This window comes from Bradyrhizobium guangdongense, assembly GCF_006483445.1.
Classification (GTDB): domain Bacteria; phylum Pseudomonadota; class Alphaproteobacteria; order Rhizobiales; family Xanthobacteraceae; genus Bradyrhizobium; species Bradyrhizobium guangdongense_A.
In genome coordinates this window covers 1-14,535 of record NZ_PPPT01000111.1, presented here as the reverse complement: position 1 = coordinate 14,535, position 14,535 = coordinate 1, and the positions used below count along the sequence as shown (strand labels likewise).

The 14,535-nt window shown below is 63.7% G+C and carries 17 protein-coding genes; 6 read left to right on the top strand and 11 right to left on the bottom strand.

Going from position 1 to position 14,535, the window contains the following annotated elements; translation table 11 throughout:
- The coding region (locus C2U70_RS16475; RefSeq protein ID WP_140979481.1) for an SDR family NAD(P)-dependent oxidoreductase at positions 1 to 567 on the top strand (567 nt) is incomplete at its 5' end.
- Between the two features lie 182 nt (positions 568 to 749).
- Here C2U70_RS16475 and C2U70_RS16470 read toward each other — a convergent pair.
- From C2U70_RS16470 to C2U70_RS16455, 4 genes are all read right to left on the bottom strand, one after another.
- Positions 750 to 956, bottom strand: coding sequence for a hypothetical protein (locus C2U70_RS16470; protein WP_140979480.1), 207 nt, complete (start codon positions 954 to 956; stop codon positions 750 to 752).
- A 74-nt stretch (positions 957 to 1,030) separates the two neighbouring features.
- Entirely contained in the window at positions 1,031 to 1,444 is a 414-nt protein-coding gene (locus tag C2U70_RS16465) for a Rieske (2Fe-2S) protein (protein ID WP_186294304.1), read from the bottom strand.
- A gap of 7 nt (positions 1,445 to 1,451) precedes the next feature.
- Complete coding sequence (locus C2U70_RS16460; RefSeq protein WP_186294303.1) at positions 1,452 to 2,564, bottom strand: amidohydrolase family protein; 1,113 nt, start codon at positions 2,562 to 2,564, stop codon at positions 1,452 to 1,454.
- Positions 2,565 to 2,578: 14 nt separating this feature from the next.
- Positions 2,579 to 3,640: an amidohydrolase family protein gene (locus C2U70_RS16455; protein ID WP_140979477.1), complete on the bottom strand. Its 1,062-nt coding sequence runs from the start codon at positions 3,638 to 3,640 to the stop codon at positions 2,579 to 2,581.
- 228 nt (positions 3,641 to 3,868) lie between these two features.
- Here C2U70_RS16455 and C2U70_RS16450 point away from each other — a divergent pair, with 228 nt between their 5' ends.
- Positions 3,869 to 4,609 carry a lysoplasmalogenase gene (locus tag C2U70_RS16450; RefSeq protein WP_246666765.1) on the top strand — a complete coding sequence of 247 codons (741 nt, stop codon included), beginning with the start codon at positions 3,869 to 3,871 and terminating at the stop codon, positions 4,607 to 4,609.
- A 96-nt stretch (positions 4,610 to 4,705) separates the two neighbouring features.
- Here C2U70_RS16450 and C2U70_RS16445 read toward each other — a convergent pair whose 3' ends face one another.
- The 3 genes from C2U70_RS16445 to C2U70_RS16435 all read right to left on the bottom strand — a co-directional run bounded on the left by C2U70_RS16445 (position 4,706) and on the right by C2U70_RS16435 (position 6,358).
- Positions 4,706 to 5,530 carry an outer membrane protein gene (locus tag C2U70_RS16445; protein ID WP_140979475.1) on the bottom strand — a complete coding sequence of 275 codons (825 nt, stop codon included), beginning with the start codon at positions 5,528 to 5,530 and terminating at the stop codon, positions 4,706 to 4,708.
- Positions 5,531 to 5,824: 294 nt separating this feature from the next.
- Positions 5,825 to 6,013: a hypothetical protein gene (locus C2U70_RS16440; protein WP_433960681.1), complete on the bottom strand. Its 189-nt coding sequence runs from the start codon at positions 6,011 to 6,013 to the stop codon at positions 5,825 to 5,827.
- A 42-nt stretch (positions 6,014 to 6,055) separates the two neighbouring features.
- Complete coding sequence (locus C2U70_RS16435; RefSeq protein ID WP_140979474.1) at positions 6,056 to 6,358, bottom strand: hypothetical protein; 303 nt, start codon at positions 6,356 to 6,358, stop codon at positions 6,056 to 6,058.
- A 551-nt stretch (positions 6,359 to 6,909) separates the two neighbouring features.
- Between C2U70_RS16435 and C2U70_RS16425 the strand changes: the two genes are divergently transcribed.
- A complete protein-coding gene (locus C2U70_RS16425) occupies positions 6,910 to 7,617 on the top strand; it encodes a Crp/Fnr family transcriptional regulator (RefSeq protein WP_140979472.1) in 708 nt (235 codons plus the stop codon).
- Positions 7,618 to 7,620: 3 nt separating this feature from the next.
- Here C2U70_RS16425 and C2U70_RS16420 read toward each other — a convergent pair whose 3' ends face one another.
- The 4 genes from C2U70_RS16420 to C2U70_RS16405 all read right to left on the bottom strand — a co-directional run bounded on the left by C2U70_RS16420 (position 7,621) and on the right by C2U70_RS16405 (position 11,048).
- Entirely contained in the window at positions 7,621 to 8,832 is a 1,212-nt protein-coding gene (locus C2U70_RS16420) for a hypothetical protein (protein WP_140979471.1), read from the bottom strand.
- Positions 8,829 to 9,839 carry a hypothetical protein gene (locus C2U70_RS16415; protein WP_140979470.1) on the bottom strand — a complete coding sequence of 337 codons (1,011 nt, stop codon included), beginning with the start codon at positions 9,837 to 9,839 and terminating at the stop codon, positions 8,829 to 8,831. Before C2U70_RS16415 ends, C2U70_RS16420 begins: the two co-directional genes overlap by 4 nt.
- Before the next feature lie 185 nt (positions 9,840 to 10,024).
- Entirely contained in the window at positions 10,025 to 10,309 is a 285-nt protein-coding gene (locus C2U70_RS16410) for a YiaA/YiaB family inner membrane protein (protein WP_140979469.1), read from the bottom strand.
- A gap of 43 nt (positions 10,310 to 10,352) precedes the next feature.
- Positions 10,353 to 11,048 carry a PspA/IM30 family protein gene (locus C2U70_RS16405; RefSeq protein ID WP_140979468.1) on the bottom strand — a complete coding sequence of 232 codons (696 nt, stop codon included), beginning with the start codon at positions 11,046 to 11,048 and terminating at the stop codon, positions 10,353 to 10,355.
- A gap of 100 nt (positions 11,049 to 11,148) precedes the next feature.
- Here C2U70_RS16405 and C2U70_RS16400 point away from each other — a divergent pair, with 100 nt between their 5' ends.
- The 3 genes from C2U70_RS16400 to C2U70_RS16390 all read left to right on the top strand — a co-directional run.
- Entirely contained in the window at positions 11,149 to 11,757 is a 609-nt protein-coding gene (locus C2U70_RS16400; protein ID WP_140979467.1) for a TetR/AcrR family transcriptional regulator, read from the top strand.
- Between the two features lie 93 nt (positions 11,758 to 11,850).
- Positions 11,851 to 13,305 carry a dihydropyrimidinase gene (gene hydA, locus C2U70_RS16395; RefSeq protein ID WP_140979466.1) on the top strand — a complete coding sequence of 485 codons (1,455 nt, stop codon included), beginning with the start codon at positions 11,851 to 11,853 and terminating at the stop codon, positions 13,303 to 13,305.
- Positions 13,306 to 13,391: 86 nt separating this feature from the next.
- Positions 13,392 to 14,535, top strand: a 1,144-nt coding sequence (locus C2U70_RS16390) for an ABC transporter substrate-binding protein (protein ID WP_140979465.1), incomplete at its 3' end; no start/stop codon positions are given.

The window sequence follows — 14,535 nt, the reverse complement described above, 5'->3', positions numbered from 1 at the left end:
AACAATGCCGGCATCCAGCCCGGCAGCACGCTGTTCGGCGCACCCGATAACTGGCAGCGCATCATCGGCGTTAACATGTGGGGCATCATCAACGGCGCGCGTATCTTCGCACCCGGCATGATCGCGCGTAACAAGACCGGCCTCATCATCAACACCGGCTCCAAGCAGGGCATCACCACGCCGCCCGGCGATCCCGCCTACAACGTCTCCAAGGCCGGCGTGAAGGTCTTTACCGAGGCGCTGCAGCACGAGCTGCGCAACACCAAGGACTGCAAGGTCACCGCGCATCTCCTGATCCCCGGTTTCGTCTTCACCGGCCTGACCGCGAAGGGCCGCACCGAAAAGCCTGATGGCGCCTGGACGCCGGAGCAGACGGTGGATTTCATGATGGCGCGGCTCGCGGCCGGCGACTTCTATATCCTCTGCCCTGACAACGATGTGCCGCGCGCGCTCGATGAGAAGCGCATGCTGTGGGCCGCCGGCGACATCGTCGAGAACCGCCCGCCGCTGTCGCGCTGGCACCCGGATTATGCGGAGGCGTTCGCAAAGTTTGTGAAAGGCGGGTAGTCGAGGCGAGCGGCATGCTCCCTTCCCTTCTCCCCTTGTGGGAGAAGGTGGCGCGAAGCGCCGGATGAGGGGTTGCATCCATGAATACAACCAAGAGAGTAACTCGCGGAGAGAGACCCCTCACCCGTCTCGCCGCTATCGCGGCGAGCCACCCTCTCCCACAAGGGGAGAGGGGCAAACGCCTACAACGTCTCCTGCTTGTGCCCGCAGTTCTTGCAGGCGAACTTGACACGGGTCTGGCCCTTTGGCGCCTGCACCCGGTTTGGCGCGCCACACTTGCCGCAGACGGCTTCGATGCGGGTGTCGCCCTGTTTGACGACGAGGGTCTTCTTTGCCATCGATTCACGGATCAGGCGCTCGGCCTCTTCCCGCATGGACTGTTTCGACAAGGCTCATCTCCGCTGCATAGGCGGGAGAGCCTTATCGTGCCCAGGTGCAAATCTCAATCGGCAATGTCGCCAGATCACACCTCGACGATGACGTAGCTGTCCTCGACATGCACGGGAAAGGTCTCCGCGACGTATGGACCCTTTTGCAGTTCCTCGCCGCGCTCGACCGCGACCGGATAGGAGCGCACCTTCACCCGTTTGGGATCGAACCAGCTCTGGCCGTTGCGCATGTCGAACTCCCAGCCGTGCCAGGGGCAGCGCAGGAGCTCGCCGACCCGCGAGCGTTGGTAGACACCCGGCTCCGGTGAGGTCAGCCGCGCGACGCAGGCGGCCTTGTCGAGCGGCGCGCCTTCATGTGGGCAGCGATTGAGCAGCGCAAAGAACTCGCCATTGACATGGAACACGACGATGTCGCGGCCGGCGACGTCGACGACCTTGTTGCCGCCGGGCGGAATCTCCGAGGTGCGCGCGACGATGTGACGGGCCATGCTCGTCCTAGAATTTGTAGACCGCGCGCGCATTGGCGCCAAAGATCTTCTTCCGCTCGACCTCTGAGAGCGGCGTCTTGAACGCAAAGCGCGGATCGTCAAAGTCCCAATGCGGATAGTCGGAGGAAAACAGCAGACGGTCGACGCCGACCCATTCGATCAGGTTGCGCAGGTGCCGCGCCTCGTCCGGCTCGTCGATCGGCTGCGTCGTGAACCAGAACTGCTCGCGAACATATTCCGACGGTTTGCGCTTGAGATGCGGCACCTCGCTGCGGAAGCGCTCAAAATGCTGGTCCATCCGCCACATCGCCGACGGGATCCAGCCAAAACCGCCTTCGATGAACACGATCTTCAGCTTTGGAAACCGCTCCGGCACGCCCTCGATGACGAGGCTTGCAAGCATCGCCGCCATGGTGTGGGCGTTCGACTGATGCTCCTCGACATAATAGGACGGCCAACCCCCGCCGGTTGGGGCGTGGCCGCCATAACCGCCGACGTGAATGCCGAGCGGCAAGCCGAGTGCCTCGGCGCGCTCATAGATCGGCCAGTAGCGGCGCCGCCCCAGGGGCTCGTTGGCGCGGGGCGAGACGTTGATCTGGATGTATTCGCCGATCTTTGCGCAGCGCTCGATCTCGGCGATCGCAAGCTGGGTGTCGTCCTGCCCGGCCAGGATCGAGGCCTTGAGCCGCGGATCGCGATGCGACCAGAACGCAAGCTGCCAGTCATTGATGGCGCGCTGGATCGCGGCGCCGAATTCGAGATTCTGCTGCGAGAAGATGAAGAGGTCGAGCACCTGCAGAATCCCGAACTCGACATCGAGCGGATCGAGGTGCTGCTTCTGCATGAAGGCGAGATCGGAGCCCGGCGGTCCGCCGGTCGGCGGCCAGGCATCGCGCCGCGCGATCAGCGGCGAGGAACGCGGATAAGGCGTGGTGAAGAGATAGGGCGTGCGCAGATGGCTGCCGTATTCCTTCAAATGCTGCTGCCAGCGTTTTGGCAGGAACTCGTTGAGGTCGTCATGCGAGCGCAGGCTCGGATGGACATCGCAATCGATGATCCGCAGCCGCGTCGCGGCCTGCTTCTCTTCGTCGAGCAGCGGGCGGTCGATGACATCACTCATGCGATCCTCCAGAATTAATTGAGCGACAACCGCGGAAACGTCTCCAGCGGATTGTCGACACACATTTTCTCGATGATGCTCTTCGGCAGGTTCGGCGGGATCGGATCGTCGCCGTCGAACTGCCAGTGCGGATAGTCGGACGCGAACAGAAACATCTTTTCCGAGCCGATCTGCTCGATGATATCGGCGACGCTCTTGGCGTCCGCCGGCGCGTCGAACGGCTGCATGGTGACGCGAAAGTTCTCGCGGATGATCGCGGCCGGCTCGCGCTCGACCCAGGGCACCTCGACGCGGACGCCGCGCCAGGTCTTGTTGGCGCGCCACATGAAGGCCGGCAGCCAGCTTACGCCCGATTCCATCAACGCGACCTTCAGGTTCGGGAATTTGCCGAACACGCCTTCGTAGATCAGGCTCAAGATCTGCGCCTGAAACGCCTGCGCCTCGACGAAGTAATATTCGTAGCGATGCGACGGCCAGCCGATCGAGCTTGGCGCCTGCCGATATTGCGTACCGGCGTGGATCGCGAGCGGGAGCTTGTACTTTTCGGCAAGCTGATAGACCGGCCAGAAGTGGCGGCGCCCGAGCAGGGTTTCGCCCTGTGCCAGCACCAGGATGGAGACGAAGCGGTTGTCGGCGGCGCGGCGCTCGATCTCCTCGATGGCGAGATCAGGCGCCTGCATCGGCACCACGATCGACGCACGCAGCCGGGAATCGCGCGACAGCCATTCAGCGGCAATCCAGTCGTTGATCGCCTTGCAAAAATCCGCGGCCATGTAGGGATCGTAGACGGCTTGCGCGCCGTAGAGCACGTTGAGGATCGCGTGGCTGGCCCCTAACTGATCGAACGCGCCCTTCTGCACCATGGCGAGATCGCTGCCCGCCTTCGCGCCGTTCGGCGGGCGCCAGTCGGCACGGCCGGAGAGCGGCATGCTGGGCGGATAGCTGGTGAGATCGAGCCCGTCGATCGCGCGGCTCACCACCTGCTCTTTCCAGTGATCGCTGAGATAGGGCAACAGCGTGGTGCGCGTGCCACCGACCGCAGGGTGGATGTCGCAATCGATCCGCGTCGCCGCCATGGAGCTTCCTCGGGTCGCTGTTATCAAGCGGTCTTGTCGCCGCTTTCTCCAGAGTGCTCCGGCGGATGCCTGCGCGCAAGGGTTTGCACCCGGCCGTTCCGTCATGCCTCGCCTGCGTTTCGCAAGCGCAATACGCGGGTCACGGCAAAATGTCGCCCTTTCCGGCGCCGTCAGACCTGATATACGCCGCCCTCGCTGTATCAGGCATTTCTCGGGGACAACATTTCCGTGGCCAACGACAACCGCCATCTTCAAAGGGCGTTCTTCCTTTGCGCGATCGGCGCCATCGCGGGCGCCCTGCTTGCGAGCGATCGTCAGGGTGTCTGGCAGTGGCTGCACTATCTGACCAAGCCGACCGCGACGGCGCTGCTCTTCGTCCTCGTCGTTCGAAATGCCGCAACGACGACCTACGGGCGGGCGATCGCCGCGGGCCTCGTGTTCGCGCTCGCCGGCGATGTCTTCCTGATGCTGCCGGGCGACTTCTTTCTCTTTGGGCTGATCTGCTTTCTGCTGACGCATTGCGCCTACATCTATGCGCTGACGCGCGATGCGCGCGTTGGTGGCCAGTGGCCGATCTTTGCCGGCTTTGCCATGGTTGCGCTGGTGATGGTGGCCGGACTCTGGAACGCCGTGCCTGCCGGCATGAGACCGCCGGTGGCGGTCTACGCTGCAGCGCTTGCCTTCATGGCTGCTCAGGCCATGTCACGGGCAAGCGAGATGCCCAAGAGAACGTCGGCGGGAACATCGGCCGCTGCGACGGCGCGTCTGGCGGCGATCGGCGGCGTCCTCTTCCTGATCAGCGACACGATCCTCGCCTATGGCCGCTTCCGCTGGGTCATTCCCGGCCAATCACTGTGGGTGCTCGGCACCTACTACATCGCGCAATGGCTGTTCGCGCGGTCGACTTATGCTGTCGACGATGCTGAAACGCGTTCAGAAGATCGCGTTACCAACCGGCAAGCCGTCTGATGGAGGCGACCGTCGTCCCCCGCGATGCGGGGCCGGCTCCAAGCAAAAAAAGCCCCGGCAAGGCCGGGGCTTCAAACTCAGAAGGTCGTCCTGAAATCAGTACTTCGCGACCACCGGGCCGCCCCAGCGGTAATTGATCCCGATCTTGCCGGTGTGGATGCCGGGATCGGAATTCGTGTTCGTGTACAGCACGCCTGCCGGCGCCACTGCCGTTGCAGTGCTGCTGTCGTTCTTCTGGGTACCGAGATAGAGGTACTCGCCCTTCACGCTCCAATTGTTGTTGAAGGCATACTCGACGCCCGCGCCGACGGCGTAAGTGACCTGGGTGCTGCTCCGGTTGATGACCAGAAAGCCACCGCCGCAACCGGGGGGCCCAGCGCCCACGCAGGAGTCGTTGAAGCTATAGCTGTGATCGATGAAGGCGGCGCCGCCCTTGACGTAGAACAGGGCGTTGTTGACAGCCCAGCCGGCGCGGCCGGCGATCACGGCGTACCAGTCACCGAGGCGGGTCGAGTCGACGCTGTCGATCGGAGAAAGACCGGTAAGCGCAGCGTTGACGGATTGCCGCGCGCCCGTCAGGTGAATGTAGCCGGCTTCACCTTCGATACCCAGCACGAACGGGCTGCCGGGCCTCTGCCAGTTGTAACCGATCGTGCCGCCGCCGATGAAGCTCGAGCCGAGACCGTAGGACGTGGCAAAGCCGGTGCCGTTGTAGAAGGCGGCCGGAATACCAACAATGTTGGGCTCGCTCGCGAAAGCACTGCCATCCGCGACCGCGCCGCCGACAAAACCACCGATATAGAACCCGGTCCAGTTGAAGATCGGCGGAGGCGGAGGAGCCTTGACCGCCATGTCGGCCGCGTATGTCGCGCTGATGCTGCTCATCACAATCGCCGATGCAAGTGCCAGCTTAAGTTTCATGGCATCCCCCTTATTAGATGGCGAAGCTTGATTCCCCTTGGTGGCAAGGCTGGACAAAATCTATTGAACCGAGCAGAGGTCGGCGACATGGAACCGCGCCAACCACACCTTTTGAGGCCGTTTTTCAAACATGTGTTGCCGACGGGCAACCCGCAGAAGCCGACGACTGGAACCAAGTGCACGCCAGTGGTCAGATTGCGGTGTCCTGATAAGTCAAGGTAGGGCGTGCGACACGGCTTTGCGAAAAGGTCCTGCTCACACAGCAGCCTGACGCGCGGTCCAATCTCATCGAATTCAGACCGGATCCGCGCAGGCCCCATCCGTCATCACAAGGATTCGCTGCACCAGTGCGATCGCGGTCTCGGTGGCGGGATCGGCGTAGATCACGGGCACTACGAGCACGAGGAGATCGACGGGGTCGTCCGAGAGAACGACGACATGCGTTGCGCTGTTGGCCGTCATCAGCGAGACGATCCGCTCCACGGCGGCATCGGTCGGAAGGTGTTCACACGACCTTACTGCAAGCTAGTTCTGAGGCTTGCGCAGCTTCTTGATGATACCGCGCTGGTCGTTGGCGTATTCCTCGGCAACTTGCCGAGCCTGCTCAGCGCGCAATGACTCGTCTTTCGGCCTGCCTTCGGACGCCAACCCATTTGCCACAGCCCTAATCGCGCCGACTTTTCTCGCAAGCTGCCAAATCTCAACATCGCAGCCATCGACCAGAGACTGCGCTTTCTGCAAAGCGTCCTCGTCGTCCGAGGCTTCAAAACCTGCGGCGTCAAAAATATGCCCGTCCTGACCGAGGAGGAAGGCGCGATATTCTTTCACGTCGGTGTGCGAAGTCCGGGGGACTGCAGCCACTCGCTCATGTGTGAGCCAGTTTCGGCTTGCCGGGCTTTCCGCAGCACTTGCTCGCGAAGAGCACCGGGCGGAAGCAGCTGTGCTTCCTCGCGGAGTCGGTTCGCCTCCTCAGCGAGGCGATCTTCCAAAGGCTGGTTTTGCTTGAAACGGCGTCGGTGCTGGTGCATCGCGCTGCTCCCTGTTTGCGTGGGGCGGGAGCGCAACCGGCGTTCTCATCACAGATAGAGGCCACGGACCGGGCTGTGATAAGCTTCAATGTCGGATACCGGACACAGAAAAGCCAGCACAATATATTTGTTTTTCAATAGGAACGTAATGGGTCCGCAGATTTTGTCTGAATGAGCGGCCTTCCCACCGGCGACCTAGATCAGTCTGCCTCGGTGACCTTGTGACGGAAACCGGACCGACAGGCCCACAACAAAGTTCCATACACACGATATTCCCGCTTCGGTGCGTGCTCTCGGAGCGCACCCAACCCCCTTGCGGAGATCGGCCCGACCGACCGGGCGGGAACCGCAGTGCCACAAAACAAGAGTTCAGCGGACCAAACCAACCACCTGCTCGCGTCTTTGCCTCACGCCCAGTTCAGCCTGCTTTCACCTTTCATGGTCGTGGAGCAACTGGCGCAGGGCACCGTTCTGGTCGAGGCCGGCGAAGAGACTGATAGCGTCTACTTCCCACATCGCGGCATGCTGTCACTGCTTGCCGTCTTGAAGGATGGACGGGCTATCGAAACCGCTACGGTTGGACGTGAAGGCGTGGTGGGTGCAATGGCCGGACTTGGCGTGCACATTTCACATGTCCGGGTCGTCGTTCAGCTTCAGGCCGAGGTGACGAAAATTCCGGCGAGCCGCTTTCGGAAGGCAACGGGGGACAGCGCCATTCTTCGGACGCTGTGCATCGGCTACAACGAAATTCTGCTGTCCCAAGCGCGCATCAACGTGGCCTGCAACGCGGTTCACGTCATCGAGGCGCGCTTTTACCGATGGCTCCTTCAAACCGCCGATACGGCCGGTAACGACACCATCCATCTGACGCAGCAGTTCTTGGCCGAGATGCTGGGCGTACGACGCACGTCGGTTACGGAAGTCGCAAGAAAGGTTCAGGATACTGGGGCCATCCATTACTCTCGCGGAGAGATACAAATTCTGGACCGCCAGATTCTGGAGCGACTGTCCTGCGAATGTTATGCGACGCTGTTCGAGCAATCCAAGGGTATGCGCTGATTGCTATACGGGCTCCGCGCCGGCCCCATCCGTCATGACCAGGATTCTCTGCACCAGCGCGATCGCGGTCTCGGTGGCGGGATCGGCCGAGATCACGGGCACTGCGAGCACCAGGAGGTCGATGGGGTCGTCGGAGAGAATGACGACATGCGTCGCGCTGTTGGCAGCCATCAGCGAGACCATCCGCTCCACCGCCGGATCGGTCGGCAGATGTCCCCATGGCGCGTCCGACCGCCGCAGCACGCGATGCGTGGCCAGGCGATTGCGCAACAGGGCGGGATCATAAACGGCGAGATCGACCTCGCGAAGACGTCGCGCGCTCTCGAACAGGGGATGGCACATCAGCTCGGCGATGAGCTGATCGCGCGTCGCCGCCGGCGAGATCGCGAGCGAGCTCAGCACGCCCTGCTCTCGCGATTCGAGATAGGCACGAAGCGTGTCGGTCATCAGGCCGATGGTCAGCACGCCCGAGACCGCGATGGCGCAGAAGCGCACCATCTGGGCCGCATCGACATCGGGGGCGACGAAGGCCGCGGCAATTCCGAGCAGCGCCGAGCTCGCCAATCGCAACACTGTCAGCAGCACGCCATGCCAGCGCGCCCCGCTGCTGGAGCCGGCGATCACCACTGCGGTGACGACCAGCAGGGCGCCGAGTGCCCCGAGACGCACCGGCATATCCGGCATCAGGGCCTGGAAATCGGTGACGATGAAGGGCAGCACGATGAGTGCGCCGACGGTCATGCGATCGATACTGCGGTTTTCCGACGCCATCAGCGCATGGCGATCGCGGGTGGCGAGCAGCACGGCGCAGGCGGCGAAGCCGCCGATTTGGAACACCGCCAGCGCGATGGCGTAGGGCGTGGCGAAATGGCCGAGGCCGAGCGCGCCGCCAAGGCCGAGCACGATGGCGCCTGATATCACCGCCAGCTTCAGCGCGCGCGGCGCGTGCCGCCGCAGCAGGCCCTCGGTCACGATCAACGCGCCGAACGGAATTGCGGCCGCGGGAATGGCGGAGAGATCGTCGAGCAGCAAATTGCCGGTCAGCCACGCCGTGGCGCGCACCAGAAACAGCAGCGCGACGATGCCGAGCGCGACAAGGAGGCGGCCGGTGAGCGGGCTGCGCGCATCCCGGCGGTACAGCGCGAACATCGCGACCGCGATCCCGGTCGCGCCGCAGAGATTGACGATCGCGTCCGCAATGGTGGCCGAGGTCATCGGCTTTCCCCGTTCCGGGAGCGCAGGATGCCAAAACTGCGGCTGTCGTCCAGCCAGTGCGCAATCGGCAACACGAGCCGTTGCAATGTCAGGATCACGGTTGCGGCCAACAGGCCGGGCAAGGAGCGGTGCGGCACCTGCTCCAGCAGATAGCTGCGCGCGGCCGCCAGATCGATGCGGCCGATCTGCAGGACGTCGTCGCCCCTGTCGTAGTCGAGCTCGCGCGCGCAGAAATCGGCGTATTTGGGATCGCGATGCTTTGGCGCCTCGTCAAACGTCTTCTTCAGCGCATCGGAGCCGCCGGTATAGGCGTCGGTGATGACGAAGCGGGTTTCGTCAAAACCGGCATCGTCACCGACGCCGAACACGGCGCGATGCTGCCGCATGATGCCGCGGGCAAGCTGGAGATGTGCAAAGCTCTGCCGCGCATCGGCGCGAGGCGACGGATAGACGTCGGAAAAGGTCTCGCTGACCATGCCGACCACGGCCGGGACCTGCGTGACGTTGGAGATCCAGCGCGGGCGCAACCCATCGCGTGCGAACAGCACCAGCGTGGTCAGGCCGTACAGCACCCAGGACAGCCCCTGCCCGCGCGCATCGGGATCGACCATCACAAGCCCGAGATGGGTGACATCAGTGGGCACACCGTCGAGCTCGACCTGCATCACCGACAATGCGTTGAAGGCGATGGGGCGGCCGCTCTCCTCTTCAGAAATCAGCGTCACGATAGCGCGCGACAGACGTTCGCGCGCACCTGAGAAGATGCCGTAGGTCAATTGCTCAGCCGGCAGCGTCTTGGCCGCGACCACGCGAAGCTGCGCGATCAGCTGTTCGAGCTCGTCTTCGGAGAGCGACAGCCCCGGGCTTTCGACAATCCGGGTGATGTGGCCCGCATGCGTGCGCAGGCTGAGATCGATACTCTCCTGGGTAAAGGCCTTCAGCCAGAACGCCGCATGGCCGCGCAGCCTTCCAGCCGCCGATCGAATCTGTAGCCCGACAGATGCCATGCAATTTGCCCGTGATCCGGGTGGAGGTGTGCATGGTCTATCCTGAGGGAGCCCTGAGTGGAACGGAATGGGTTGACGCAGGGTAAACGATCGGTTGCACCAGGAAAGGCCAGCACGCCGACTGGCCAAACGCAGGCGGCGGGCATTGCTGCCCGCCGCCACTGCTGCTCACCTCCTTATCGGTCTCACGCCGCGCGGGAGCCGCGTTCGACTTCCATCAGGAGGCGCTCGGCCTTGGCGTCCTCGATGCGGTTGACCAGTCGGCCGCTCTCGTGATTGTCGCGCATCGTCTTGGTCATGGTGATGCAGGACTGCACCAGCATCAGGAAGCCCATGGCGAGGTAGCCCTTGATCGAGAGATCGAGCGGCAGGAAGAAGATGCCCATGCCGACCATGAAGGCCGACGCGGCGAACGAAGCGTAGGTGAAGGTGATCCAGGCGGGGCTATGGGACGGGGTGGTCGGGTTCATGACAGTCTCCTGTTGCTTTGGGTTGATGATCTTCGTCCAGGTCTTAGGCAGTCGGCGTGCGCTTGGCCTTCAACCGCGCGAGCACGTCATCGGCGGTCGTCTTGAGCCGGGGGCCGAAGCCCTGCTCGGCGAGTTTCTCGGCGGTGGCGAGCGGGCCGGATGCCACGTCCAGCTCGACCAGGGCGTCATCGGCGGCCTGCGCTTCGATCTGGCGGTCGCGCAAGCGCTTCAGCGTGCGTTCGGCCTCGGGCAGCGTCGACTCATAGGGCCGTGCTGCTTCGATGCCGCCGCGACGCAGGCCGCGAACGGCCTCGGCTGCGCGTGCCACGCGCCGGCCGCGATCGAGCTCGGTGATGCGCGCCTCGGCATTCGCGACCTGCCGCTTGAGGCGGGCGATCTCGGTTGCGAACAGCGTGCGCGCGGTCATCGCGGCGTCGCGATCGGCTTCGAGGTTCGCGATGGCCTGGGCTGCTTCCGTCGCCAGGTCCTCGCGGCCGCCATCGAGTGCCGCGGTCGCCCGTGTCTCGAGATCGGCGATGCGGGTGATGGTCGCTTCCAGCCGGCGGCCCTCCTGCTGGTCCTGGGCAATTGCCAGGGCCAGCGTCCGCTTGCTGCGCTCGACGGCTGAGGCCGCATCGCGCATCTGCTGATCGAGGATCAGAAGCGCTGATCTGTCTTCCAGCTCTTCGCCGGCGGCGGCCACGCTGCCGCGAAAAAGGGTCACTACGGTCTTGAACATTTTCTGCTCCCTGCTATGAGCGTTGCTCACAGATGCTTTGTAGCACATCTTGAGCATTGCTCAAGAATTATTTGAGCGGCGCTCAAGATCGTGATTAACAATGTCTAAAGCCTTGGAACGACGAGAGAAACAGAGAGTCGAGCTGATCCTGGCGGCGGAAAAGATGATCGCCGCGCGGGGATTGGCGGGGTTGAAGACCCGCGATCTGGCCCGGGAGATCGGCTGCGCCAATGGCGCGGTCTATAACCTCGTGGCCGACGTGGACGAGCTGATTCTGCGCGTCGGATCGCGCACGCTGGCGCGGCTCGACGAGGCTCTGACCGCGGCCGAGACCGCGGATGATCCGTCGGCGCAGGCGACGCTGATCCGGATCGCGATCGCCTATTGCGATTTCGCCGCCGAGAATCTCGAACTCTGGCGCGCGCTGTTCGAGCATCGCATGGAGCGCGGCAAGGAAGTGCCGGACTGGGCGATAGAAGAGCAGATGGAGCTGTTCCGTCACATCTATCGCCCGCTCGCCGCGCTGTTTCCGAAGCGCGCCGTCGAGGAGCTGAGCATCACCGCGCGCAGCCTGTTCTCCGCTGTGCATGGCATGGTGGCGCTTGGGCTGGAGCAGAAGCTGGTTGCCGTGCCGCTGCCCGCTTTGCGCAAGGAAATCGCAAAATTGGTGCGTGCGACGCTGGACGGGCTGGTGGCGGGGGAACGGTAACGCCAGCAGCGATTGACTAAATTTTCGCCTGTCGAAGGCTCCGCTGCGCTCCTAAGCTCGCGCACCTTCCAGCGATGCTTACCGGAGCTATCCATGCCCCTCCTCATTCGCGGCGGCACTGTCGTCAATCATGATCACTCGCGCCGCGCCGACGTGCTGGTCGACGCCGGGAGCATCGTCGCGGTGGGAGGCTCGCTCGATGCGCCGGCCGGCACTGAGATCGTCGATGCCGGCGGCTGCTTCGTCATGCCCGGCGGCATCGATCCGCACACCCATCTCGAAATGCCGTTCATGGGCACCGTCACCGCCGACGATTTCGAGTCCGGCACCAGGGCGGCTCTCACAGGCGGCACCACCATGGTGGTGGATTTCTGCCTGCCCGATCCCGGCCAGTCGATGCTCGCGGCCTATCAGGAGTGGCGGCACAAGTCGGAGAAGGCTGCTTGCGACTACGGCTTCCACATGGCTGTGACCTCGTGGTCCAAGCAGATCCATGACGAGATGGAGACCGTGGTCAAAACCTATGGGATCAACACCTTCAAGCACTTCATGGCCTACAAGGGTGCGCTGATGGTTGACGATGACGAGCTCTACAATTCGTTCGCGCGCTGCGCCCATCTCGGCGCCATGCCTGTGGTTCATGCGGAGAACGGCGACGTCGTTGCCCTGATGCAGGAGGCGCTGATCGCGCGCGGCGTCACCGGCCCGGAAGGCCACGCCTATTCGCGGCCACCGGAGGTCGAAGGCGAAGCCACCAACCGCGCCATCATGATCGCCGACATGACGGGCACGCCTGTTTATATCGTGCACACCAGCTGCCGCGAGGCGCATGAGGCGATCGCGCGGGCGCGCGCGGCCGGCAAGCGCGTCTATGGCGAGCCGCTGATCCAGCACCTCCTGCTCGACGCGCGCGAATACGAGAGCAAGGATTGGGATCATTCCGCGCAGCGCGTGATGTCGCCGCCGTTCCGCGACAAGTCGCATCAGGACAGCCTGTGGGCCGGCCTGCAGGCCGGCTCGCTCCAGGTGGTCGCGACCGACCATTGCGCCTTCACGACGGAGCAGAAGCGGTTTGGCCGCGACGACTTCCGCAAGATCCCGAACGGCACCGGCGGCCTCGAGGATCGTCTCGCGCTCCTGTGGACCGCCGGTGTCGGCACGGGACGGCTGACCAAGGAGGAATTCGTCGCCGTCACCTCGGCGAACATCGCACGCATCCTGAACATCTTTCCGCGCAAGGGCGCGGTCGCCGTGGGTTCGGATGCCGACCTCGTGGTGTGGGACCCCAAGGCGGCCAAAACCATCAGCGCCAAGCGCCAGATGAGCAGGATCGATTACAACGTGTTCGAGGGCTTTTCCTGCACCGGCGGGCCGGCGGTCACGCTCTCGCGCGGCCGGATCGTGTGGAAGGACGGAAACCTGCGCGCCGAAGCCGGCGACGGCCACTACGTCGAACGTCCCGCCTTCTCGCCGGTGCATGTCGCGAATTCGACCTGGAAGGAGCTGACCGCGCCGCGCGCGGTGGAGCGCGGTGCGGTGACGCCTTAGCCGCTTTGAATGCGACGCGATGAAGCGCTGCTGATGGCATGCACCTTGCCTCCTTATCGTGCAAACCGCGCAAAGTGAGGCAAGCCATGAGCCCATCGTTCCCCGACATCAGCCGCCGTAGCGTCGTGCTCGGCGGTCTCGGCGCTGCCGGACTGACGGCAATCGATCCGCGTCTCGCCTGGTCGCAGGGACGCGCCGAGACGCTGCTGGTCGTGCAGGAGCTGGGACCAAACTCGCTCGACATGCAGGGCGTCGGCTCCAACCAGACGGTCAACGGGCTGTCCTGGAACTGCTACGATCGCCTCTTGACCTACGCCTCCAAGACGCTGCCGGACGGGACGCCGTCCTATGACCGCGAAAAGCTCGCGCCCGAGCTTGCGGAGAGCTGGGAGGTCGCTGCCGACGGCATGTCCTGCACCTTCAAGCTCAGGACAGATGCGAAATTTCACGACGGCACGCCGGTTACGGCGAAGGACGTCAAATGGTCGTTCGACCGCGCCGTGAAGGTCGGCGGCTTTCCGACCTTCCAGATGTCGGCCGGATCGCTCGAAAAGCCCGAGCAGTTCGTGGTCGTCGACGACCACACCTTTCGCATCGACTATGTCCGCAAGGACAAGCTGCTGCTGTTCAATGTCGCGGTCGTCGTTCCCTTCATCATCAACTCCGAGCTCGCGAAGAAGAACGCGACCGCCGAGGACCCCTGGGCGCTGGCCTGGCTCCGAAACAACGAAGCGGGCGGCGGCGCCTTCAAGGTCGAGAGCTGGAAGCCCGGCAGCGAGACCGTGCTGTCGCGGTTCGACGACTGGAAGAGCGGGCCGCTGCCGAAGATCAAGCGCGTGATCGCCCGCGATGTTCCCGCCGCCGGCACCCGCCGCGCCATGCTCGAACGTGGCGATGCCGATGTGTCCAGCGGCTTTGCGCCGCGCGATTTCGATCAGATCATCAAGGAGGGCAAGGTCAAAGTCTCCGGCGTTCCGATCCCGAATGCGCTCTGGTATCTCGCACTGAACACGGCAAAGCCGCCGTTCGACAACGTCAAGCTTCGCCAGGCGCTTGCCTGGGCGATGCCCTACGAGCAGATCCAGAGCAGCGCCTTCTTCGGTCGCGCCGTTCCCATGTATGGCGGCTCCGCTGATGTCTCGAAACCGGTCTGGCCGCAGCCGTCGCCTTACGTCACCGATCTCGACAAGGCCAAGGCGCTGATGAAGGAAGCCGGACTCGAGTCCGGCC